The sequence below is a fragment of the Rhizobium sp. PDO1-076 genome (genome assembly GCF_000247475.1).
Lineage (GTDB): Bacteria > Pseudomonadota > Alphaproteobacteria > Rhizobiales > Rhizobiaceae > Allorhizobium.
The window spans coordinates 21,075-43,776 of sequence record NZ_AHZC01000033.1; the positions used below are offsets into that span (position 1 = coordinate 21,075).

Here is a 22,702-nt window from a genome sequence, read left to right on the forward strand (position 1 = left end):
GCCGGCATGCGGGTTGTCGGTGGGGAATTCCGTGGCCGTGCTTTGGCCACGCCCAAGTCCAATGATATCCGGCCGACCATCGACCGGACGCGCGAGAGCCTGTTCAACATTCTCGCCCATGCCCATCCGGGTCTCCTGGACGGAACGCGCGTTCTGGATCTCTTTGCCGGCACCGGTGCTGTCGGCATCGAGGCCCTGTCGCGCGGCTGCAAATCGGCGCTGTTTGTCGAAAACAGCGTCGAAGGCCGCAGCCTGCTATGGGAAAATATCGACGCATTCGGACTGCATGGTCGCGCGCGGATCCTGCGCCGTGATGCGACGGATCTCGGTCCCTCCAACAACATAGAGCCGTTCGACCTGCTGTTTGCCGATCCGCCCTATGGCAAGGGCCTGGGCGAAAAGGCGATGCTCTCGGCCCACAAGGGCGGCTGGCTGGCACCCGGCGCGCTGGTCATTCTCGAGGAGCGCGGCGATGTCCAGGTGACGGTGGACCCGGTTTTTGCGTTCACCGAGGAACGCACCTTCGGTGACACGAAAATGTACTTCTTTTCCTATAGGCCTGCCTGATATCGTTCACGAGAAAAGGTGCCATGGATAGCATTGTCGAAACCGCGCTTCCGTCCCTGGGCTCCCATTCTCAACCCACCATAGGCCTGGCGCTTGGCGCCGGCGGTGCGCGTGGCTTTGCCCATGTGCCCGTGCTGGAAGTCTTTGACGAACTCGGCCTGAAGCCGTCGATCATTGCCGGGTCTTCCATGGGTGCCTTGATCGGCGCGGCCTATGCCGCGGGCATGAGCGGCCGCGACATCCGCGACTATGCACTGCATCTGGCCGACAATCGCGCCCAGGTTCTGAACCGTCTCTGGGGCCTGCGCCCGGCCAGCATGCGCGATGCGCTCGGCGGTTTTCGCCTCGGCCAGTTCAACCTGCAGCGTGTGCTGCAAGCCTTCCTACCGCCGGAAATCCCGACGCATTTTGCCGGCCTTGGCATTCCCCTGAAGGTGATGGCGACGGATTATTACGGCCAGTGCGAGCAGATCTGCGACCATGGCGATCTCTATGAGGCGCTCGCCGCCTCGGCCGCCATTCCGGCGCTGTTTGCGCCGGTCACCATCAAGGGCCGGCTGATGATCGATGGCGGCATCTTCAATCCGGTGCCGTATGACCTGCTGATCGGTGAGGCCGATATCACCATCGGCGTCGATGTCGTCGGCGCGCCGGAAGGCGACGGCTCGCTGATGCCCAACCGCATCGACAGCCTCTTTGGGGCCTCACAACTGATGATGCAGTCGAATGTCGCGCTGAAGATGAAGATCTGCCAGCCCGACATTTATCTGCGCCCGGAGGTCAATTCCTTCCGCGTGCTCGATTTTCTGAAAGCCCGCCAGATCTTCGAGGCCTCGGAAGGCCTGAAGGAGGGATTGAAGCGCGAGATTTCCGCCCGCATGGAAGACTTCGTCCGCCGCTGATCGGCCCCAATGGCTGTTCAGCTGTGCGGACCGGCCTCTTCTCCGACCATTGGCGCCACCGGGCGCTTCGGCTTGATCAGCGGTTCCGGCTTGACCGGCCGGTTGTGCAGCATGTCGCGCCCGGCCTGGATGCCTTCCTGTGCCTGGATCCGCAGCCGCTCCTCGTCGCGGCGGCGGATATCCTCGCCGATATCATAGGCTTCGTCTTCCGAGACGCCGAGACCTTCGAGCGTCCGGCGTCCGAACAGCAGGCCGGATTCCAGCGTTTCGCGCAGCTCGTAATCGACGTCGCGGGCGCGAAGCGACAGGCTGTGAATGCGGTCATAGGAGCGCACATACAGGCGGACATCGGGGTACTCGGCGCGGATCAGGTCAACGATTGCGTCAGTCACTTCTTTTTTCTGCGTGCAGACCGCGACGATCTTGGCCTTCTCGATGCCGGCGGCGCGCAGCACGTCGAGCCGTTTGCCATCGCCGAAATAGATACGGAAACCGAATTGCGCTGCCTGGCGGACGCGGTCGGCACTGTCGTCGATGATCGTCACGTCGCGGCCGCTGGCGAGCAGGATCTGCGCGGCGATCTGGCCGAAACGGGAGAAGCCGACCATCAGCACATCGGCGCCCGCGCCTTCAAAATCCTCTTCCATCTGTTCGCGTTCGCCACTGTCTTCGGAGACAAGCCTCTTGGCCAACAAGGTGGCAAGCGGGGTGAGCGCCATCGACAGGGTGACGGTCGAGATCAGCAGCGACGACGTCGCGCCGGACAGAATGCCGCTGGCGGCTGCCGTGGTGAACAGCACGAAGCCGAATTCGCCGCCCTGCGGCAGAAGCATGGCGATGCGGATGGCGTCATTGTGCGGCGATCCCGCGATCCGGCAGATGCTGTAAAGCACCGCCGCCTTCACCATCATCAGCACCGGCACGGCGAGCGTGATCAGCAGCAGGTTGTCGACGATCACCTGGATGTCCATCGACAGACCGACGGCCATGAAGAACAGCGCCAGCAGCAATCCACGAAACGGCTCGATATCGGCTTCCAGTTCGTGGCGGTAGGAGGATTCGGCCAGCATCACGCCGGCGAGAAAGGCACCCATCGCCATGGAGAGACCGCTGACCTGCATCAGATAGGCAGAACCGAGCACGACGAACAGGGCAGCCGCGATCATCACCTCGCGCGCACCCGTCCTTGCAATCACCTGGAACAGCGGCGTCAGGAGATAGCGTCCGGCCAGAATCATGGCGACGACCGCACCGACAGCCATGGCGATCTCGGTGAAGGCTGAAGAGCCCTGTTCGCCACCATTGCCGTCAAGGATCGAGATCATCGCCAGAAGCGGCACGATGGCGAGGTCCTGGAACAGCAGGATCGAGAACGAGCGCTGCCCGTGACGGCTGTTCAGTTCGCCATTGTCATTGAGGATCTGCAGGGCGAATGCCGTCGATGACAGTGCCAGGCCGAAACCCGCGACTACGGCGGCGCGCCAGTCGAGCAAATCCGTAAGCAGGATTATCCCGGTCATGGCGAGGCCGGTCAGGACGACCTGTGCGGCCCCCAGGCCGAAAATGTCGCGGCGCATGTGCCAGAGCCGGCTGGGTTTGAGTTCGAGACCGATGACGAACAGCAGCAAGACGACGCCAAGCTCCGCCACGGCCAGAATGTCGCCCGATCCGGCGATCATATGTAGCACGGGTCCGATCACCACGCCGGCGGCCAGATAGCCGAGAACCGTTCCCAGCCCGAGTTTTCGAAACAGCGGGGCAGCGACAACGGCACCGCCGAGCAACAGCAGGGGTTGGGTGAAAAGCGCTTCGGTTGCAGTGGACAAACACGGTCTCCTTTGTGGCATGCCGGGCTCGTGAACGGGAAAAGCCCGAACCGCCCTTGATGCCCTCTGGAATGCACAATAAATGGAGCGGGAAGGAAAGGCCAAGCCATGCCCAATGAAATTGATTCCGTCAATCTTCTCCAACGCGCCGAACAGCTCGTCGATCTGGCCCGCAAGGCCGGAGCGGACCGCGCCGATGCGGTCGTCGTGCGATCTCGCTCCAAGAGTGTCAGCGTTCGCATGGGCAAGGTCGAATCGACCGAAGCCTCCGAGAGCGATGATTTCTCCCTGCGTGTTTTCATCGGCAACCAGGTCGCCAGCGTTTCCGCCAATCCCGGCTTCGACCTGACGGCGCTTGCCGAGCGTGCGGTCGCCATGGCCAGGGTTTCGCCGGAAGATCCCTATTCGGGTCTTGCCGATGAACAGGATCTGGCCCGGAATATAGCCGATCTGGAGCTGTACGATCCGACGGAAGTCTCCAGCGACAGCCTGCGCGAGAGCGCGCTCGCCATGGAAGAGGTCGCCCGTAGCGTCAGTGGCGTCAGCAATTCGCTTGGCGCCGGCGCCTCTGCCGGCATGGGTGGCCTGGTTCTGGTCACCTCGCATGGTTTCTCCGGCAGCTATGCCGCCTCGCGTTTTTCCCGTTCCGTTGGCGTCATTGCCGGCGAGGGGACCAAGATGGAGCGCGACCACGATTTTGACAGCCGCCTCTATTACGCCGATCTCGATGACGCCGAAGTGATCGGCCGACGTGCCGCAGAACGGGCGATCAAGCGCCTGAACCCACGCCAGGTCCCAACCGCCTCCAATCTGACAGTCATTTTCGACCCGCGTGTCGCGCGCGGCTTCGTCGGCACGATTGCCGGCGCCATCAATGGCGCATCCGTTGCCCGCAAGACCTCGTTCCTGCGCGACAAGATGGGCCAGCAGGTCCTGAAGGCCGGTCTCAACGTAACCGACGACCCCTTGAAGGTTCGCGGTTCGTCCTCGCGCCCCTTCGATGGCGAAGGCGTCAGTGGCGAGCGCCTGACGATGATCGAGGACGGTGTTTTGCAGCACTGGTTCCTGTCGTCGTCGGCAGCGCGCGAACTGGGCCTGCGCACCAATGGCCGCGGCGCCCGCGGCGGCACGGCCGTTTCGCCGTCGTCGACCAATCTGGCGCTGGAGCCGGGCGATATCTCGCCCGAAGACCTGATCCGCAATGTCGGCACCGGCCTCTATATCACCGACATGATCGGCCAGGGTGTCGACATGATCACCGGCGAATACAGCCGCGGCGCTTCCGGCTTCTGGATCGAGAATGGCGAGCTGACCTATCCGGTGTCCGAGGTGACCATTGCCTCGAACCTCAAGGATATGTTCATGCGCGTCACCCCTGCCAATGACATCGATCGCAAATACGGTGTCGCGGCTCCCACGCTTGCAATCGAGGGCATGACCCTTGCCGGGCTCTGACAACAGCAAAGCGCCAATTCCAACGGCTTTGGTCGGTTTCGACTGGCAGGCCGATCTGGAGTTGATCACCACAGCCGCCCGCGAGGCCGGCCGTGTGGCGCTGTCCTTCTTCGGCCAGTCGCCGGAAGTCTGGTGGAAGAACGAAGGTCAGTCGCCGGTCAGCGCTGCCGACTACGCCGCCAATCTGTCGCTCGAGACCGTGCTGCGGAGGGCTCGCCCGAGTTATGGCTGGCTGTCGGAGGAGACCGACGATGATCCGTCGCGCCTCGACTGCGACACGCTGTTTGTCATCGATCCGATCGACGGCACCCGCGCCTTCATCGCCGGCAAGAACACCTGGTGTGTCAGCGTCGCTGTCGTCCACAAGGGACGTCCTGTTGCCGGAGTTCTCGTCGCGCCGGCACTGGATGAGGAATTTGCAGCGGTCCTGGATGGGCAAGCCTCACGAAATGGCGCGGCGATCCGCGTCTCACTGGCTCCAAGCGACGGGCCTTTGAAGATCGCCTGCGCGCAGGACATGATCGCAGGTTTTCAACCGGCAATCCGGTCGCGCATCGAACGCGTCGAGCATGTGCCGTCGCTCGCCTATCGTCTGGCGCTGGTCGCCGATGGCCGGATCGACGCGACGCTGGTCAAACGCAATTCGCATGACTGGGACCTCGCCGCGGCCGATCTGATCCTGTCATGTGCCGGTGGAAGCCTGACCGATCTGGCCGGCGAGCCGCTGGTCTACAACAGGCCGGATGTCACCCATTCTGTGCTTCTTGCTGCCACCAATCAGGTCTTGCCGGCGCTTTTGCAAAGCCTTACCCCAATTGCCCGGAGTTGACCTTTCAAATGAAATCGCGCAGATGAAATGTCTGCAGAAATTCTATGGGATGAAACGGATAAAATGACAGAGTCCAGCGACAAGAAGCAGCTTCTCCATCTCGTTTTTGGCGGTGAGTTGTCGAACCTCGAACAGGTTCAGTTTCGGAATCTGAACGACCTCGATATCGTCGGCATCTTTCCGGACTACGCCAGCGCTCTGGTGGCATGGAAGTCCAAGGCACAGGCGACCGTCGACAACGCACATATGCGCTATTTCATTGTCCACATGCATCGTCTGTTGAATCCGTCCGAGTAAGTGAATTTCAGCGTAGCGAACGTGCTCCCAGCCTTCGCCGCTTTGATCGACCCGCATCGAGGGTCACGTTTTTAACTCAGTCTTTGTGCATCTGTTGCTTTTTGCATGGCCCACCTTTTGAAAGGGCATATTGGCATTGTCGATGAAGATGAGCAGGTTTGGTCCATGGCGCTAAGCGACGGTTTGGCAAAGATCGCTGTCGCCTCCTACGGTTGGCTGGGGCTGGTTGCCTATCCGCTGTCGCGGCCTCTGCTCGCCTATCGCGCAGCCAAGGGCAAGGAAGATCGTGCGCGCCGCAACGAGCGTTTCGGCTACGCCAGTCTGGATCGCCCGGCAGGACCCATGGTGTGGATTCATGCCGCAAGTGTGGGCGAGACCGTTGCCGTCGTCCCCCTGATGCGCGAGCTTCGCCGTCGCGATGTCCATGTGTTGCTGACCACTGGTACAGTCACATCGGCGGAAGTGGCCCGCAATCGCTTGGGCGATACGGTGCTGCATCAATATGTGCCGCTCGATCTCCTGCCGGCCGTACGCCGCTTTCTCGACTACTGGCAGCCGGACGTAGCGATTGGCGTCGAATCCGAAATCTGGCCAGCGACGCTGATGGAGCTTCACCGCCGCCAGATCCCGCAGATCCTCGTCAACGCCCGCATGTCTGACCGTTCCATCGACCGCTGGCTGCGCTACAAGTCGGTCGCCGAAGCGCTGTTCGGCAAGCTCGCACTGGTCATCGCCCAGTCCGACGTCGATGCCGAGCGTTTCCGCGATCTTGGTGCCTGGCCGGTCGGGATTTCCGGCAATATCAAGGTCGATAGTGACGCCCCGCCCTGCGATGAGGCGGTGCTGGCGCGCTATATGCAGCAGATCGGCACCCGCAAGACATGGGCTTCCATCTCCACATTCGAGGGCGAGGAAAAGATAGCTGCCATGGTGCATCGCGCCCTGAAAGCGCATACCGGCCTCCTGTCGATCATTGTGCCCCGCCATCCCGAACGCTCCGATGAGATCGAGGCGATGCTGGTGGAAAAGGGCCTGAAGGTCGCACGCCGCACGCGCGGCGACGTGATCACGCCGGAAACCGATGTCTTTCTCGGCGATACGATCGGCGAAATGGGCCTCTATCTGCGCATGACCGATATCGCCTTCGTTGGCCGCTCCCTGTCTGCCGATGGTGGCCAGAACCCGCTGGAGCCGGCCATGCTCGGCTGTGCGGTTCTGTCCGGTCCGCAGGTCAGCAATTTCCGCGAGAGTTACCAGCGCCTGGTGCGCAACGGTTCCGCCCGGATCGTCCGCGACGCCGAAATGCTGGCCAAGGCTGTGCATTTCCTTATGACCAATGATCTCGCCCGCACCAAGATGATGGAAGCCGGCACCGAGAGCATGCAGGAAATGCGCGGCGCGCTGACCGCGACGCTGAAGGCGCTGGAACCCTATATCAGCCCGCTTTCGGTCAAGGCAAAGCTTGAGCCTCGCACTGCCAGCCAGAGCTGATCACCACTGCCTTTGAGGGATGCCGACATGAACACCAAGCCAGAGATTGCCGGTATCCTTTTCGACAAGGACGGCACGTTGCTCGATTTCGACGCGAGCTGGGGTCCGGTCAATCGCATGGTGGCGCTGATGGCGGCCGATGGCGATCAGGCCTTGGCCGATCGGCTTCTGGCAGCCTGCGGCATGCATCCCGTTTCGGGCGATATCGTGCCCGACAGCCTGTTTGCCTCCGGCAACACCCGCGAGATCGCCGAGGGCATGATTGTCGCCGGTTCACCGCTGGCGCTGTCGGATCTCGTGCCGCGCATCGATGACTGCTTTGCCGAAGCGGCCCAGCTTTCGGTGCCGATCACCGAGCTTCAGCCGCTGTTTGCCCGGCTGCACGGGCGCGGTCTGCGCCTCGGCATTGCCTCGAGCGACAACGAACGCTCGATCCGGGTGGCTGCAGACCGATTTGGCATAACTCAGTATGTCGATTTTGTTGCCGGTTACGACAGCGGCCATGGCGCCAAGCCGGAAGCCGGCATGGTGCTCGGCTTTTGCGCCGCAACCGGTCTGTCTCCCGCGCAGGTCGCCGTGGTCGGGGACAACAATCACGATCTGCACATGGGCCAGAATGCCGGCGCGGGCCTGAAGATCGGCGTCCTGTCCGGCACGGGGTCGCGCGAGACGCTGACGCCAGCCTCCGACATGGTTCTGTCCGACATCACCGAACTCGAAGCGGTGCTCGGCTGACCCGTTTTGTTTCCATTTGATACACCGATGCTTGACCTTCTGACGCGCTCAGGGCTTCTTGTTGCTCGCTGGAGTGGCGGGAGGAGCCGTGCATCCCGGCTGGGGAACCGCGTCGGGGGCAAGGGCAGCATGGTTTCGGAAGCACCGCCTTTCTGGTGGACCAAGATGGACTGGCGAGCGCGCTGCCTGCGGCCGGTCGGCTTCGTTTATGGGCGGATTGTAGCAAGCCTGATGAACCGTCGCCGTCGTCATGCGCTGGCCGTGCCGGTCATCTGCGTCGGCAATTTCACCGTCGGCGGCGCCGGCAAGACCCCGACAGCGATTGCCATCGCCCGTGCCGCCAAGACAAAAGGGCTGAAGCCGGGTTTTCTCAGCCGCGGATATGGCGGCTCGCTCGACGTGACGACCGTGGTCGATCCGCAGCATCACCGCTCGTCGGCCGTGGGTGATGAACCCCTGCTGCTCGCCCGCGAGGCGCTCACCGTGATTTCCCGTCGCCGCGTGGCGGGTGCCGAACGCCTGGTGGCGGAGGGCGTCGATCTGATCATCATGGATGACGGCTTCCAGAGTGCGCGGTTGAAGGTCGATTTTGCCCTTATTGTCATCGACACTGTCCGCGGCATCGGCAATGGCTGCACCGTTCCGGCCGGGCCCGTGCGCGCGCCCATCCGCACCCAGATGCGCCATCTCGATGCCATTTTGAAGGTCGGATCAGGCAGTGCGGCCGACGCGCTGGTGCGCCAGGCGTCGCGCGCGGGAAAGCCGGTTCTGGTCGCCAATGTGAAACCGCGCGATGCGCATGACCTGAAGGGCAAGCCCGTCCTCGCCTACGCCGGCATTGCCGATCCGGGCAAGTTCTATCGCACGCTGGAGGAGGTCGGGGCCGTGATCGCCGATCGCCAGGGTTTCCCCGACCATCATCATCTCGCCGATGACGAAATCGCCGATCTTCTTGAGCGTGCGGACAAGCAGGGATTGCGGCTCGTGACCACGGCCAAGGACCAGGTGCGCCTCGTCGGCGGCCATGGCCAGGCAGCAATGCTTGCCGAAAGATCGGTCGTGGTCGAAATCGACATGGCCTTTGACGATCCTAAAGCCCCGGATCAGATTATCGACAAGGCATTCGTCGCCTGCCGGGCGCGCAGGCTTGCTGCGAAAGCCTGACGATCAGCGAGACTGGTTCGGCAGTGCGCCGGCGCGTTTTTCCGCATCAAGCGAAGCCGCTGCATCCACATAGGCTTCCTGCCGCGCCACGCTCCAGTATTTCAGTTCGTCGATCAGGATCGGCCGGCCGGTCATGGCGCAGACCACATGGCTGCCGGGTGTCAGAATCTGGAAGTCCGCGTCGAGATAGCGGATCTTGGCCTCGCGGTTGCCGCTGCCTTCGAAACGGTTCATCTGTTGTCTCCTGCGCCTGTCACGGTACTGCAATACAGCGCCCTCCGGACGATTTCTAGAGCCGTCGGCGGAAAACAGCGCGCCTGCTTTTCCACGGCAAATACGGGTGCAGAGACGCGCCAGCCACGCTGCAATGACCATTCTCAACTGCGGCCAAACAAGCGTTCGATATCCGACAGCTTGAGCTCGACATAGGTTGGCCGGCCGTGATTGCATTGACCAGAGCCGGGCGTCTGCTCCATCTGGCGCAGCAGCGCGTTCATTTCCTCGACGCGGAGTTGCCGGCCGGAACGTACCGAGCCATGGCAGGCCATGGTCGCCGCCACATGTTCGAGCCGGGCCGAGAGCCTGTCGGCCGTATCCCACTCGGCAATCTCGTCGGCCAGATCCTTGATCAGTCCGGTCACATCCATTTCGCCCAGCATCGCCGGCGTCTCGCGCACCGCAATGGCGCCCGGCCCGAAGCGCTCGACGGCAAGCCCCAATTGCTCCAGCGCTTGCGCATGCATCATCAGCCGGTCGCAGTCCTCCTCTGGCAGGTCGATGATCTCCGGGATCAGCAGCCCTTGCGAGGGAAGGCGCCGCCCGGTCAGCGCCTTGCGCATCTGCTCGAACACCAGGCGCTCATGCGCGGCATGCTGGTCGACGATCACCAGGCCGTCTCCGGTCTGGGCCACGATGTAATTGGCATGGACCTGCGCCCTGGCGGCGCCGAGCGGAAAATGACCGGCGGGCTCCGCCGCCGACACAATTGCCGGCGCCTCGCTGCGTGCCGTCGGCTGGCTCAGGGCTTCGAATGCCGCCTGTCCCGCTTCGGCAAATGCAAAGCCCGAGCTGCTACTCGACGAAGGGTAGGTGGCGGGCATCGGAATTGCGTCATCACTGATCGGGCGATAGGGCGATGTCCCGGCTGACCAGTTTGCGGATGGCTGCGGGCTGAAGCCGGGGCGAAACGCCCGCAACATACCGCCGGCACCGGTGGTCGAGGACCGGTCGCCCTCGCGCTGCAGCGCCTGGCGCACCGCGCCGACAATCAGCCCGCGGACGAGGCCTGGATCGCGGAAGCGCACATCCGATTTCGCCGGATGCACATTGACGTCGACAAGGGCCGGATCAAGCGTCAGGGACAGAACGGCAACCGGATAGCGCCCATGCGGAATGGTCTCGGCATAGGCGCCGCGAATAGCCGACAGGATCTGCTTGTCCTGCACCGGACGACCGTTGACGAAGGCGTATTGATGGGCCGAGTTGCCGCGATTGAAGGTCGGAACGCCGGCAAATCCGGTCAGGCGCACATCCTCGCGCTCTGCGTCGAGCGCAATCGCGTTGTCGCGGAAGTCGGAGCCGAGGATCTGGGCGATCCGGGCCAGATGATCGTCGCCGGTGGAGGGAAACTCCAGCGTCGACCGGTCGGTGCCTGACAATACAAAGCGGATGGCGGGAAAGGCGATCGCCATGCGCTTGACGATTTCGGTGATCGCGCCGGCCTCCGCCTTTTCCGTCTTCAGGAATTTCAGCCGGGCAGGGGTGGCAAAGAACAGGTCGCGGACCTCGACCGTCGTGCCGGGATTGGCCGCGGCTGGCCGGACCGCGCCGACCTTGCCGCCCTGCACCGAGATTTCGGCACCCGCAGAGGCCCCGGCCGGCCGGCTGGTGATCGTCAGCTTGGCAACCGAGCCGATCGAAGGCAGGGCCTCGCCGCGAAAGCCCAGCGAGCGGATGTCGAACAGGGTCTGGCTGATCTTCGAGGTGCAGTGCCGGCGGATCGACAGTTCGAGATCCTCCGGCCCCATGCCGCAGCCATTGTCGACGATGCGCAGCAAGGTCTTGCCGCCACCGGCCGTCGCCACTTCGATCCGGGTCGCCCCCGCATCGATCGCGTTTTCGATCAGCTCCTTGGCAGCACTGGCGGGTCGTTCGATGACCTCGCCAGCGGCAATCTGGTTGATCAGGGTTTCGGAGAGTTGCTTGATCATCATGCCGTCATTTTCCGGGATTCGGGCTGCCGGGGAAAGGTCTAAATGCAGCGCCCTGATTTCGCTTGCATCATTAAGCGCGCCTTAACGGAAAGGCTCTAGTTTTCGAGACAACTTGAAATGTTTTCCACGGTGGGCTTGCGAGCCGATGGAGGAAGAGCGGATGGCCGGATCGCTCTTCACATACTCCCACCCGCCTCAAGTGATTGCCGGAATGTTCATTGCAGGCACGATTCCGATTCCAAACCTGTTGCGTTCAGTGATCAGGTTCTTTGAGGCAGCATTGTGAGCGAGTTTCCACCGGTCCCCGGCGAAAACAGGGGACATAACGGAATATCGGGCGAGACGTCAGACAGCTTTCTCCAGGCTGCGATGCTCGACGCCGTGTCGGAAGCGCTGTCGGCTGCCTTTCTCGTCTACGATCGCAATGACCAGCTGATCTTCGCCAGTCGCGCCGTGCGCAACTTTGTGCCCGCACCGTCGAGTTTCTTTGAGCCCGGGACGCGCCTGCGCGATTTCCTCGCCGCCGCCTACGACAACGGTTGGCGCGACCAGGGGGAAAACGCCGCCCAGAGCCGCGATGAATGGCTGAGCCGGCAGATATCCGCCCACTGGAAGGAGCGCTCCGAACAGCAGCTCTGCGACGATTCCAGGCGCTGGACCCGCTATTCCAAGCGTCGTCTGCCCTCCGGCTACGGCATTTGCGTCATTACCGATATCACCGAGCAGAAGAAGCGCGAAGACCAGTGGCGCGCCGACCTGGAACGGGTGCAATTGACAGAGGAAATCCTCGATAACCTGGCGCATCCGGTCTTCGTCCAGGACCGCAGTCTCCAGCTCGTCGCCGTCAACAAGGTCTTCTGCGCGGCAATGGCGGTCGGAGCGGACAATGCACTCGGTGGCAGCCTGAACGCTATTTTCGAGGCAGAGCTCGCCACGACGCTGACCAGCGTCAGCCGGCATGTGTTGGACACCGGCATAAGCTCGTCAGTCACGCTGAACATGCGACTTTATGGCGACCCGTCCCGGCCGATACTGACCCATGTCCAGCGTGTCGGGAAACCCGGCCGCTACTTCGTTGTCGCCAGCCTGGGCGAGATTGGCTCGATGACAACGACCGTCGATATCGACGTCGGCCAGACTGGTGGAGCGTCGAGCAATCTGTCGCCGGTTGTGGATCCAAAGCTCGATCAGCGGCTTCGCGGCCGCAAGGCGCTGCTTGTCACAAGCGACCGGGAGTTCGAGGCCGCCGCGCTTTTCACGCTTGAGGTTCTTGGCCTCGACAGCTGCTGCGTGCGCAATGAGGACGAGCTGGATGCCTTTCTCAATGTCGCCCTGTCCGTCGGCGTCTCCATCGATCTTGCCATCGTCGACGTTCAGATGGATGTCCGTTGCCTTGAGCTGATCCAGTCCGTGGATGTCGACTACATCACCATGGACGGCTATCAGCTATCGACCGAACTGACGTTTACGGTCCTCGATCGCCTGACGGCCCTGCAGGCGGCGCCGTCCCCGGTCGATGATTGGGAGATCAGCACCGAAGACAGCGTCGAGACGGCCAGGCCTCCAATATCGCCGTCGCTGGTTCTGGTGGCGGAAGACAATGAGATCAATCAGATCGTATTCGCCCAGATCCTCGAAGGACTGGGCTATGCCTATCGCATTGCCGCAACCGGCGAAGAAGTGGTGCGGCTTTGGCAGGAACTCGCTCCGGCAATCATCCTGATGGATGTCACCCTGCCTGATATCAACGGCTTCGACGCCGCCCGCCGTATCCGCCAGCTGGAGAATACGGCCCTGATCACGACACCGATCATCGGCGTGCTGAGCCAGGCTTTCGAGCGTGATCGTGAAGGCTGCTATTCGGCCGGCATGAATGACGTGATCCTGAAGCCCCTAAGCCCCGATATTATCGATGCGGCGCTGACACGTCTGGCGCCGAGTATAGCGAAGATCGCCTCTCTGGCTTGATCAATGTCAACCCCCCAAATAAGGGGTCACGCGGGCCTGTCCGGCAAGCGATATCGATATGATTATTTTAATGTTTCCGGCTCATTCTCGCTGTCGTGGAAGGAACTGAATCAGGAATCGTGAATGGGCCCCGCTGGATCTGCCAACGAGCAGTTTAACCAGAACGAATTGCACGCAATGGCCTACACCGATCATCTGACCGGTCTGGGCAATCGCCACCGGCTGCGTGACAAGGCTCGTCAACTGGCCGCCGATCGGGCTTCTGATCCCGCCCCATTCACTGTCTGTATCGTTAATCTCGATGGTTTCAAGCCGATCAATGACCTCTTCGGCCAGGCGGCCGGCGACGAAATCCTCTGCCAGGTCGCCCATCGACTGAAGGCCTGCGCGCCCGACGGTGCCACGGTCACTCGCCACGACGGCGACGAATTTGCCATCGTCCTGCCTCTGGTCTTCGAACGCGCTGGCGCCGAACGGGCCGGCCAGATGATCAAGGACGTGCTCTCGGCGCCCTATGATCTCGGCGACCGCAACGTGCGCCTCTCCGCCTCGCTCGGTTTTGCGATCTATCCGTTTGCAGGCAATGATTTCGAGGAGCTGATGAAGAGCGCCGAGACGGCGCTCTATCGCTCGAAGCGCCGTGGCCGTGGCCAGATCACCGTCTATTCCCGTGAGATCGCCCAGGAAATGAAGCGCGCCACCCAGCTGGAGCAGGCCCTTCGCAACGCCATCATCAACGATACCGTCGACGTGCATTTCCAGCCGATCGTGCGCCTGCGCGACAACCGTGTCGTCGGTTTCGAAGCGCTTGCCCGCTGGATCGATCCCGATCTCGGTTTTGTCTCCCCCGCCGTATTCGTGCCGTTGGCCGAAGAGCGCGGTTTCATCGATACCCTGTCTGAAACTCTGCTGCGCAAGGCGGCCGAAGCAACGCTCGCGTGGCCGCGCGACCTGTTCCTGTCGTTTAACCTGTCTTCATGCCAGTTGATGGATCCGCGCACCTCATTCAGCACTTTGGCTATCCTCAACAGCGTCGGCTTCGACCCGCGCCGGCTGGAACTGGAAATCACCGAGACTGCGGTGATGACTTCGGCCGATACAGCGCGCCGGATCATCAAGGATCTGAAGGATGCCGGCATCCGCATTTCATTGGATGATTTCGGCACCGGCCAGTCGAGCCTCGGCCGCCTGCGCGAATTCACCTTCGACAAGGTCAAGATCGACCGCGCCTTCGTCTCGGCCATCACCACCGACCGCACGTCCGAGCACATCATCAAGGCGATCGTCACGATGTGCGAGGGACTGGATCTCGAAGTGGTCGCCGAAGGCATCGAGACAGAGGCCGAAGCCGACAAGCTGCGTGCACTCGGCTGCGGCATGGGCCAGGGCTATTTTTTCGGCAAGCCGGTCGATACCGCAGCCACCTTGCGGTATCTCAGCGAACATCACCACGAATTCGCCCTCGTCGAGCGCGCTTCGGCCTAAACGCTGAACGCTTCAGGTCTGCGCCAGCAGCCAGTCGCGCACCCGCGTCGCTGCGCCATTGAGCTCGCGGGACCGCGGCCAGACCACGTAGAAGGCGTTGCCCGTCAGCAATGCGTGACCTCCGACCTCGACAAGTTGCCCCTGTTTCAGCAGGCGATCGACCAGATGTGTCCAGCCGAGTGCGATGCCTTCGCCGGCAAGCACGGCCTGGACCACCAGGACATAGTCGTTGATAGCCAGACGCCGTCCCGTCGGCTTGTAGTCGATCCCAGCCGATGCGAACCATTCGGGCCAGTTGCAGGCCTGCCGCACGGGCTCCTCCAGCCAGATCAGCCGATGCTGCGCCAGAGCAAGCGGCGTGTCGGGCCGGCCATGTGCCTCGACAAAGGCGGGGCTTGCCACCGCCGTGATCACTTCGGGCGCAAGCTGAGCCGCGTGATAATGCGGCCAGTCCTTCGGATCGCCACCACGCACTCCGAGCGGGATTGCCTCATCCTCCAGGTCGAGATCGCGCACGCTGGTCTGGATACGCAGATCGATATCGGCCAGATCCGCACGCAGTGCGGTCAGCCGGGGCAGCATCCACATCGAGGCAAACGCCGTCGATGCGGCGAGCGTGACGTTGACTTCGCGACCCTTGCTGCGGATGTCTTCTGCCGCCCGGCCAATCCGTGAAAGTCCGGCCGAGACATCGGCATGGAAGCGTTCGCCGACCTCGGTCAATTTGGCGGCCCTGTGCTGGCGTTCGAACAGCTGGGCGCCGAGCTGCTGCTCCAAGCCGCGGATGGCATAGGAGACCGCCACCTGTGACATGCCGAGTTCTTCCGCGGCGCGGGTGAAATTCTCATGCCGGCCGGCCACTTCGAAAATCACCAGCGCATTCGCCGAAGGGATCAAGCTGCGAAAATTTGTCATAAGGTCAGCTTATTGCATATCAAGACTTTTTCCAGCGTCACAGCCTCGTTTCCCAAGGCTAGCCTTCAGAAAAATCAGGGGAAAGCACTATGGATGGTGATCTGGTGGAAACTGGCCGGCCCCGCCGAACGCGACCGGCGCGGCGCGAGGCATCAGCCGCACCGCATCTGAAGGTGCCGTTCATCAGGCGCAATATCCCGACCTACGACATTTTGTCGGAAGAAAACCTCCAGCGGATCGAAAAGACGGCAGACCGCATCCTTGCCGAAATTGGCATCGAATTTCGCGATGACCCCGCGACGCTCGACCTGTGGCGCGGCGCCGGAGCCGAGATGGATGGGGTGAGAGTACGTTTTCCCCCCGGCATGTTGCGCGAAATCGTGGCTTCTGCGCCGCAGCGCTTTGTCCAGCATGCCCGCAACCCGGCCAACAATGTCGAGATCGGCGGCAGTGCCGTGGTCTTTTCGCCAGCCTATGGCTCGCCTTTCGTCATGGATCTCGACAAAGGCCGCCGCTACGGCACGATCGAGGATTTCCGCAATCTCATCATGCTCGCCCAGTCGAGCCCCTGGTTGCACCATTCCGGCGGCACGATCTGCGAGCCTGTCGATCTGCCGGTCAACAAGCGCCACCTGGAAATGGTCTACAGCCATATCAAATATTCCGACCGCGCCTTCATGGGCTCGGTGACGGCCGAAGAGCGGGCCGAGGAATCGATCGAAATGGCCCGCATCCTGTTCGGCGCCGATTTCGTCAATGAGAACTGCGTCATCCTCGGCAATGTCAATGTCAACTCGCCACTGGTCTGGGACGGTACCATGACCAAGGCACTGAGGGCCTATGCACGTGCCAACCAGGCAGCCGTCATCGTGCCATTCATCCTTGGCGGTGCCATGGGGCCGGTCACCAATGCTGGCGCGATTGCCCAATCCTTTGCCGAGACGCTTGCCGGCTGCGCGCTGACCCAGTTGGAGCGAAAAGGCGCGCCGGTGATCTTCGGCAACTTCCTCTCCTCAATGTCGCTGCGCTCGGGCTCGCCCACCTTCGGCACGCCGGAGCCGGCGATCGGCTCGATGGTGATCGGCCAGCTTGCCCGCAGGCTGAAGCTGCCGCTGCGCTGTGCCGGCAACTTCTCCAATTCCAAATTGCCGGATGCCCAGGCTATGCAGGAAGGCGTCATGTCGATGTTGTCGGCCGTGCATTGCGGCGCCAATTTCATCCTGCATTCCGCGGGCTTCGTCGATGGCCTGCTTGCCATGTCCTATGAGAAGTTCATGATGGACAGCGATTTCTGTGGTGCCTTGCATTCCTATCTCGCGGGCGTCGTCGTCGATGACAACACCCTGGCGATGGATGCCTTCCTCGAAGTTGGCCCCGGCAGCCACTTCCTCGGCTCGGCCCATACGATGCGCAACTACCAGACGGCTTTCTGGGATAGTGCTGTTTCCGACAACGAGCCGTTCGAGAAATGGTCGGAAGCCGGCTCGACCGACATGGCCAGCCGGGCCAATCTGCGGTGGAAAAAGACGCTGGCCGACTACTCCGCGCCGCCGCTGGACATCGCCATCAACGACGCCTTGCGCGACTATATCGATCGCACGAACCGCGCGCGACCCGACGCCTGGTACTGAACTGGAACCCATCACGCATGACAGCAAGCAAGGACCCGCTTCTTCAGCCGTATCGGTTGAAGCATCTCACGCTGAAGAACCGTATCATGTCGACTGCCCACGAGCCGGCCTATTCGGAAGCCGGCATGCCGACGGAGCGCTACAGGCTCTATCATGTGGAGAAGGCCAAGGGCGGCATTGCGCTGACCATGACGGCCGGATCGGCCAGCGTCAGTCGCGACAGCCCGCCGGCTTTCGGCAACCTGCTCGCCTACAAGGACGAGATCGTCCCGCATCTGAAGCGGCTTGCCGACGACTGTCACGAGCACGGTTGCGCCGTGATGATCCAGCTGACCCATCTCGGCCGCCGCACCAACTGGAACAAGGGTGACTGGCTGCCGGTGCTGGCGCCATCAGCGATAAGAGAGCCGGCCCACAGGCATTTCCCCAAGGAAATCGAGGACTGGGATATCGAGCGCATCGTCGCCGATTATGCCAGTGCGGCCGAGCGCATGCAGGCCGCCGGTCTTGATGGCATCGAGTTCGAAGCCTATGGCCACCTGATGGACAGCTTCTGGTCACCGGCGACCAACCGGCGCGACGACGCGTTCGGTGGCAGTCTGGAAAACCGCATGCGCTTCTCCGATATAGTGACCGAGGCGGTCCGCAAGGCCGTCGGCCCCGATTTCATCGTCGGCATCCGCATGGTCGCGGACGAGGACTGGGACAAAGGGCTGTCAAGGGAAGAGGGGATCGAGATCGCCCGCCGCTTTGCCCTCTCCGGCAAGGTCGATTTCCTCAACATCATCCGTGGTCATATCGAACATGATGCTGCCCTCAACAACGTCATTCCGATCCAGGGCATGGCGGCATCGCCGCATCTGGATTTCGCCGGGGAAGTGAGGGCGGCGACGAAATTTCCGGTCTTCCATGCTGCCCGCATCGCCGATGTCGCAACGGCCCGCCATGCGATCGCCGAGGGCAAGCTCGACATGGTCGGCATGACCCGCGCCCATATCGCCGATCCTCATATCGTCAGAAAGATCATCGCGGGGCGCGAGGCTGAGATCAGGCCTTGCGTCGGCGCCACCTACTGTCTCGACAGGATCTACGAAGGGGGCGAGGCGCTCTGTATTCACAATGCGGCGACCAGCCGCGAGGCATTGATCCCGCACGAGCTTCCGAAGGCCGGCATGACCCGCAAGGCTGTCGTCGTCGGCGCCGGACCGGCAGGCCTGGAGGCGGCCCGCGTACTGGCCGAGCGCGGCCATGCCGTCGAGGTGCTGGAGGCGATGGGCGAGCCCGGCGGGCAGGTCAATCTGCTGGTCCGCAATCCGCGCCGCAAGGAGATGGTCGGCATCGTCGATTGGCGTCTGGCGGAACTTGAACGGCTCGGCGTGCCGATCCACTACAACACCTATGCCTCTGTTGAGGATGTGCTGGAACGCAGCCCCGACCTCGTCGTAATCGCAACCGGCGGCATCGGCCAGTCGCCGGAGCTTGAGGCAGGCGACGATCTCGTGGTGTCGAGCTGGGATATTCTCGCCGGTACAACCAGACCCGAGGCCTCGGTCCTGCTGTTCGACGACAACGGTGGCCATCCGGGCATGAGCGCTGCCGAGGTGATCGCCAATGCCGGCGCCGAGCTGGAACTGGTGTCGCCCGAGCGTTTCTTCGCCCCCGAAATGGGTGGCATGAACCATGTGCCCTATGCCAAGGCTTTCGCCGAGAAAAATGTGCGCGTGACGATCAATACGCGCCTGTTCGCGGTCCGCCGCGATGGAAACGGCCTCGTCGCTACGCTCGGGTCGGACTTTTCCGATGCCCGCACGGAGCGCCGCGTGGCCCAGGTCGTGGTCGAGCACGGAACGATGGCCAATGCCGATCTTTATCTCGAATTGAAGCCGCTCTCGCGCAACAGGGGCGCGGTCGATTATGGCGAACTCATTGCACGCCGCGCGCCGCTGCCGCAAATCGATCAAGCGGCGGCATTCGATGTCATCCGCATCGGCGATGCGATCGAGAGCCGCAACATTCACGCAGCGGTCTACGATGCCTTGCGCTACTGCAGCCTGTTGTAGGGACAAAGAAAAGGCGGCGCTGGAAGCGCCGCCCGTTGAAACGTCAACACGTCCCTCGTTCCGGAATTAGTTCTTCGTCGACGAGGTAGTTGTGTTGTCGGCCGGCATGGTTGCCGGAGCCGTTGCGCTTGCATCTGCGGCCTGATCGTCAAGCGTCTTGAATTCAGGCGCATTACGCAGGCTTTCCGCAGTCTCCGTGGTGGTCAGGCGTACGTCGCCTTCGGCACCGTTTTCACCGGCTTCGCGGGTCAGCGTGATCTTGCTGAACGGTACGGCCACGTTCTTTTCACCGATGCCCAGGAAGCCGCCGACGCCAACAACGGCTGCGACGATGCCGCCATCCTTTTCGACCAGGAGATCGTTGATGTCACCGATGCTCTGGTTGTCGCCGGTGTAGATCGCCTGACCCATGAAGTCGTTGGCGCTCATCTGCGATTCGCTCTGGGCGGTGAGGTAGCTGTCGCTGGCGGCAGCGCCTGTGGTGGTCTGGGCCGTGGTGCCCATCGTGCTGCTGGCATCGGTACCAGTGGTCGCATCAGGAACTGCCGGGGTGGCAGCTGGCGCGCCCGTCGTGCTTTCGGTGCCGGCTGCAGGCGCAGTGGCGTCCTGTGCAACGGCGAAAGGTGCGATGGCTGTGGAACCCAGCAGCAGGGCTGCGGCGAATGTTTTAAAGGACTTGTTCATGATGGACTACCTTTCCTCTGAGATCGTCTTTCGACTGACGCCACCGTCCCGTTCGGGTTATTCAGGTTGCGTCGGTTCGAGAGGAAAATGCCTGGCAGGCCCTATCGTTCCCATTTTTTCACCGGTTTATTTTTGCCGGATCAAGGGAACATTCAGGACGCTGGTTGGTTTGCGGCGCCCCGCAGAAGGCGCCGCAAGTCATTGTAACACTTGAAGTCAGAGCTTGAAGCGCGGTTCCGCACGCCCCTGGACGGCAATGCCGAGCTCGAAGGTCGCACCCGCCAACGGGTCGGTTTTCAACGCCTCGGCCGACAGTCCCTCGAAGCAGGACGTGACCGCGAGGCGATCGAATTTCGCACCGAAAAACGCCGGGCAGGTAACGCGGCGCGCCGGCATTTCATAGCGCGCGATCTGGCGGCCATCCGGCGCATAGCGGTCGACGGCGCCGCCGTCCCAGTTCGCGTTCCAGATCGTCCCTTCGGCATCCACCACCGATCCGTCGATGACGCCCGTCGTGCGTGCCGACTGGTCGATCAGAACGCTCGGCTCCCCGGTCGGCAGGCCTGTCGCCGGATCGACGCTGACGCGCATCAGATGGTTGACCTTGGAATCGTTGAAATAGCCGATCGTCCCGTCCGGCGAGAAGCAGATCGAGTTCGGGATGCTGACGGCGTTGAAGAGTTTGGTCACGGTCGTGCCGGCCACGTGATAGATGGAGCCGGCGCCGGTTTCGGCCGTTCGGCTCATCGTGCCGATCCACAGCGCGCCACTGGGATGCATGCGCCCGTCATTCGAGCGGTTCTCCGCCTTGCCGGGTTCGATCTCGACATAGGGGCGCAGCGTACCCGATACTGCGTCACGCAGGAAAAGCCCCTTGTCGGATGCGAGCAGGTGCTGCTTGTCGTCAACGACAGCAAATACGCTGCCGAGGAACGGCAACTCGTGCTTGGTGAAGTTTCCAGACGCAATATGGAGCTGGCAAAGGGTCTTGCCGAGAATGTCGAACCACCAGAGGCAATCGGTCAGCGCATCATAGCTTGGGCCTTCGCCCAATTCTAGCCGCTCTTCCGTGAGAACTTTACCTGTGAATGGTACCATTGAAATCACTCTACTCTCCTGCATTGGCCGCCGCGACCTTTGCCGCTGCACCCCTTTGTTTGACAGGGGTTTACGGTAAAATAAAGAGGTTGCTGGACGCGGAGTGGTTTACAAGTCTATTGTGTGACAACTTGGGGAACGGATTCGTTGGTGCTGGATATCAGACCCGACATGAGGTCGCGTTCTCGATAAATCCCGCGATCGCGTACCAGACAAAAAACCTGAAAAGATGGTTTCGTGTGGCGTTGTTTGGGATTCGGAGTTGATGACATTTTGCCGCGCCAATGGTTGTAAGACAGACTGGCACTGCCATGGATTGGGAATACCGCCTTGGAAAATGTGGATCGTCATGATGGCCGAACATATCGTGCAGAAAATGATGCCATGACCACGAACGATACCCCCGACTCCAGTCGTATCGAGGCGCTGGTGATCGAGGTGAAAAGCTTCAAGACACAGTTCGACGTGTTTCGCTTCATGAAGCGGGCAACCGAGCAATACGGTTCGCGTGCGTTCATGGTGCTGAACATGCCAGGTGCGACTTCGCTGGATCTGTCCAGCAGTTCGATCATCACCAACTGGCCCTCCGACCTGCTGTCCGAATTCGATCAGGGGGCTCTTCTGTCCGGAAGCCCGGTCTTGGCCGTCCTGCGCCGTGCCTCCATCCCCTTTACCTACGATATCGATGAGGTCGCAGCACTGCGCGATCCGCGCAGTGCCGAGCTTTCAAAGACGCTGTTTCATCGCTTTCGCATGAACCGCGGCGCCTATTTCCCGGTGCATGATGCGACCGGCGCGCGCGGAGCCGTATCGTTCAGCGGCGAGCGCAAGCCGTTCACAGTGCGTGAGATGATGGAACTGAGCTATCTGTCTGCCCACGTTTTCAACCGGTTGGCGGAAATCCGGGACATGGACAGCCGCAACAGCGACATGCTGACCGAGCGCGAACTGGATTGCCTCAACTGGACGGCAGCCGGCAAGACCAGCGTCGAGATCGCCGAAATCCTGACATTGTCCGAGCACACCATCAATCACTACCTGAACCGCGCCACCAAGAAGCTCGACGCCGTCAACCGCACGCAGGCGGTCGCCAAGGCGCTTCGTCTCGGCTTGATCAAGTAAGTCCTATCTCTGGTGCTTTTTTGTGCGGCAAGCAGCGCGGCCGCCTAGATTGGCGGCAGGCGGATCCCTCGTAAGGGGTTTCTGCCGCAAAAACGGCTCGAAAAAGCCGATTCGCCTGCAATTTCCGGTCTGGCACGCTTCCTGCTTCCTGAATGTCAGTCCAGAGGGGACGCTGCATGGCACCCAGCCAAGGGTGCTGCAAGGACAAGCCGCCGCGGTGAACATCGGTTCCTGCTGGCGGCTTTCCTGTTTTAACAGCC

19 protein-coding genes are annotated in these 22,702 nt (G+C 62.0%); 13 read left to right on the top strand and 6 right to left on the bottom strand.

The genetic code is table 11. The features are described from left to right. The first annotated feature begins 6 nt into the window (after positions 1-6). Both rsmD and PDO_RS02940 read left to right on the top strand, forming a co-directional pair. Positions 7-567, top strand: coding sequence for a 16S rRNA (guanine(966)-N(2))-methyltransferase RsmD (rsmD, locus tag PDO_RS02935; RefSeq protein ID WP_007597573.1), 561 nt, complete (start codon positions 7-9; stop codon positions 565-567). 23 nt (positions 568-590) lie between these two features. Then, on the top strand, positions 591-1,469 hold the full coding sequence (locus tag PDO_RS02940) for a patatin-like phospholipase family protein (RefSeq protein ID WP_007597574.1): 879 nt from the start codon (positions 591-593) through the stop codon (positions 1,467-1,469). 17 nt (positions 1,470-1,486) lie between these two features. On the opposite strand, the gene PDO_RS02945 is transcribed toward PDO_RS02940, so the two are convergent. Further along, positions 1,487-3,316: a monovalent cation:proton antiporter-2 (CPA2) family protein gene (locus PDO_RS02945; RefSeq protein ID WP_037072461.1), complete on the bottom strand. Its 1,830-nt coding sequence runs from the start codon at positions 3,314-3,316 to the stop codon at positions 1,487-1,489. 87 nt (positions 3,317-3,403) lie between these two features. Here PDO_RS02945 and PDO_RS02950 point away from each other — a divergent pair, with 87 nt between their 5' ends. From PDO_RS02950 to lpxK, 6 genes are all read left to right on the top strand, one after another. Then, positions 3,404-4,750, top strand: a complete 1,347-nt coding sequence (locus tag PDO_RS02950; protein WP_007597579.1) for a TldD/PmbA family protein — start codon at positions 3,404-3,406, stop codon at positions 4,748-4,750. Next, on the top strand, positions 4,737-5,579 hold the full coding sequence (locus tag PDO_RS02955) for a 3'(2'),5'-bisphosphate nucleotidase CysQ (RefSeq protein ID WP_007597580.1): 843 nt from the start codon (positions 4,737-4,739) through the stop codon (positions 5,577-5,579). Before PDO_RS02950 ends, PDO_RS02955 begins: the two co-directional genes overlap by 14 nt. A 63-nt stretch (positions 5,580-5,642) precedes the next feature. Then, positions 5,643-5,876, top strand: a complete 234-nt coding sequence (locus PDO_RS02960; RefSeq protein ID WP_037072465.1) for a DUF4170 domain-containing protein — start codon at positions 5,643-5,645, stop codon at positions 5,874-5,876. Positions 5,877-6,041: 165 nt separating this feature from the next. Next, complete coding sequence (waaA, locus tag PDO_RS02965) at positions 6,042-7,367, top strand: lipid IV(A) 3-deoxy-D-manno-octulosonic acid transferase (protein WP_007597582.1); 1,326 nt, start codon at positions 6,042-6,044, stop codon at positions 7,365-7,367. 27 nt (positions 7,368-7,394) lie between these two features. Then, complete coding sequence (locus PDO_RS02970; RefSeq protein ID WP_007597583.1) at positions 7,395-8,102, top strand: HAD family hydrolase; 708 nt, start codon at positions 7,395-7,397, stop codon at positions 8,100-8,102. Positions 8,103-8,231: 129 nt separating this feature from the next. Then, complete coding sequence (gene lpxK / locus PDO_RS02975; protein ID WP_007597592.1) at positions 8,232-9,266, top strand: tetraacyldisaccharide 4'-kinase; 1,035 nt, start codon at positions 8,232-8,234, stop codon at positions 9,264-9,266. 3 nt (positions 9,267-9,269) lie between these two features. Here the strand turns inward: lpxK and PDO_RS02980 are convergent, their stop codons facing one another. Beyond that, entirely contained in the window at positions 9,270-9,500 is a 231-nt protein-coding gene (locus PDO_RS02980) for a DUF2093 domain-containing protein (protein ID WP_007597594.1), read from the bottom strand. A 143-nt stretch (positions 9,501-9,643) separates the two neighbouring features. After that, on the bottom strand, positions 9,644-11,479 hold the full coding sequence (gene mutL, locus PDO_RS02985) for a DNA mismatch repair endonuclease MutL (RefSeq protein ID WP_007597596.1): 1,836 nt from the start codon (positions 11,477-11,479) through the stop codon (positions 9,644-9,646). A gap of 282 nt (positions 11,480-11,761) precedes the next feature. Here mutL and PDO_RS02990 point away from each other — a divergent pair, with 282 nt between their 5' ends. Together PDO_RS02990 and PDO_RS02995 are read left to right on the top strand one after the other, a co-directional pair. Then, positions 11,762-13,447 carry a response regulator gene (locus PDO_RS02990; protein WP_007597602.1) on the top strand — a complete coding sequence of 562 codons (1,686 nt, stop codon included), beginning with the start codon at positions 11,762-11,764 and terminating at the stop codon, positions 13,445-13,447. Positions 13,448-13,570: 123 nt separating this feature from the next. Beyond that, positions 13,571-14,932 carry a putative bifunctional diguanylate cyclase/phosphodiesterase gene (locus tag PDO_RS02995; protein WP_007597611.1) on the top strand — a complete coding sequence of 454 codons (1,362 nt, stop codon included), beginning with the start codon at positions 13,571-13,573 and terminating at the stop codon, positions 14,930-14,932. A 12-nt stretch (positions 14,933-14,944) separates the two neighbouring features. Here PDO_RS02995 and PDO_RS03000 read toward each other — a convergent pair whose 3' ends face one another. Next, positions 14,945-15,847 carry a LysR substrate-binding domain-containing protein gene (locus tag PDO_RS03000; RefSeq protein WP_007597613.1) on the bottom strand — a complete coding sequence of 301 codons (903 nt, stop codon included), beginning with the start codon at positions 15,845-15,847 and terminating at the stop codon, positions 14,945-14,947. An 89-nt stretch (positions 15,848-15,936) separates the two neighbouring features. Here PDO_RS03000 and PDO_RS03005 point away from each other — a divergent pair, with 89 nt between their 5' ends. Next, entirely contained in the window at positions 15,937-17,478 is a 1,542-nt protein-coding gene (locus PDO_RS03005; RefSeq protein WP_007597615.1) for a trimethylamine methyltransferase family protein, read from the top strand. 17 nt (positions 17,479-17,495) lie between these two features. Then, positions 17,496-19,538 (top strand): oxidoreductase, encoded by a 2,043-nt coding sequence (locus PDO_RS03010; protein ID WP_007597617.1) that lies wholly within the window; start codon positions 17,496-17,498, stop codon positions 19,536-19,538. 66 nt (positions 19,539-19,604) lie between these two features. Here PDO_RS03010 and PDO_RS03015 read toward each other — a convergent pair whose 3' ends face one another. Both PDO_RS03015 and PDO_RS03020 read right to left on the bottom strand, forming a co-directional pair. After that, on the bottom strand, positions 19,605-20,222 hold the full coding sequence (locus tag PDO_RS03015; RefSeq protein WP_007597619.1) for a PRC-barrel domain-containing protein: 618 nt from the start codon (positions 20,220-20,222) through the stop codon (positions 19,605-19,607). 216 nt (positions 20,223-20,438) lie between these two features. Beyond that, the gene (locus tag PDO_RS03020; RefSeq protein ID WP_007597631.1) at positions 20,439-21,329 is read right to left on the bottom strand and encodes an SMP-30/gluconolactonase/LRE family protein; all 891 of its coding nucleotides are present in this window, start codon (positions 21,327-21,329) and stop codon (positions 20,439-20,441) included. Between the two features lie 375 nt (positions 21,330-21,704). Between PDO_RS03020 and PDO_RS03025 the strand changes: the two genes are divergently transcribed. Further along, positions 21,705-22,442 carry a helix-turn-helix transcriptional regulator gene (locus PDO_RS03025; RefSeq protein ID WP_007597632.1) on the top strand — a complete coding sequence of 246 codons (738 nt, stop codon included), beginning with the start codon at positions 21,705-21,707 and terminating at the stop codon, positions 22,440-22,442. Positions 22,443-22,702: the final 260 nt, after the last annotated feature.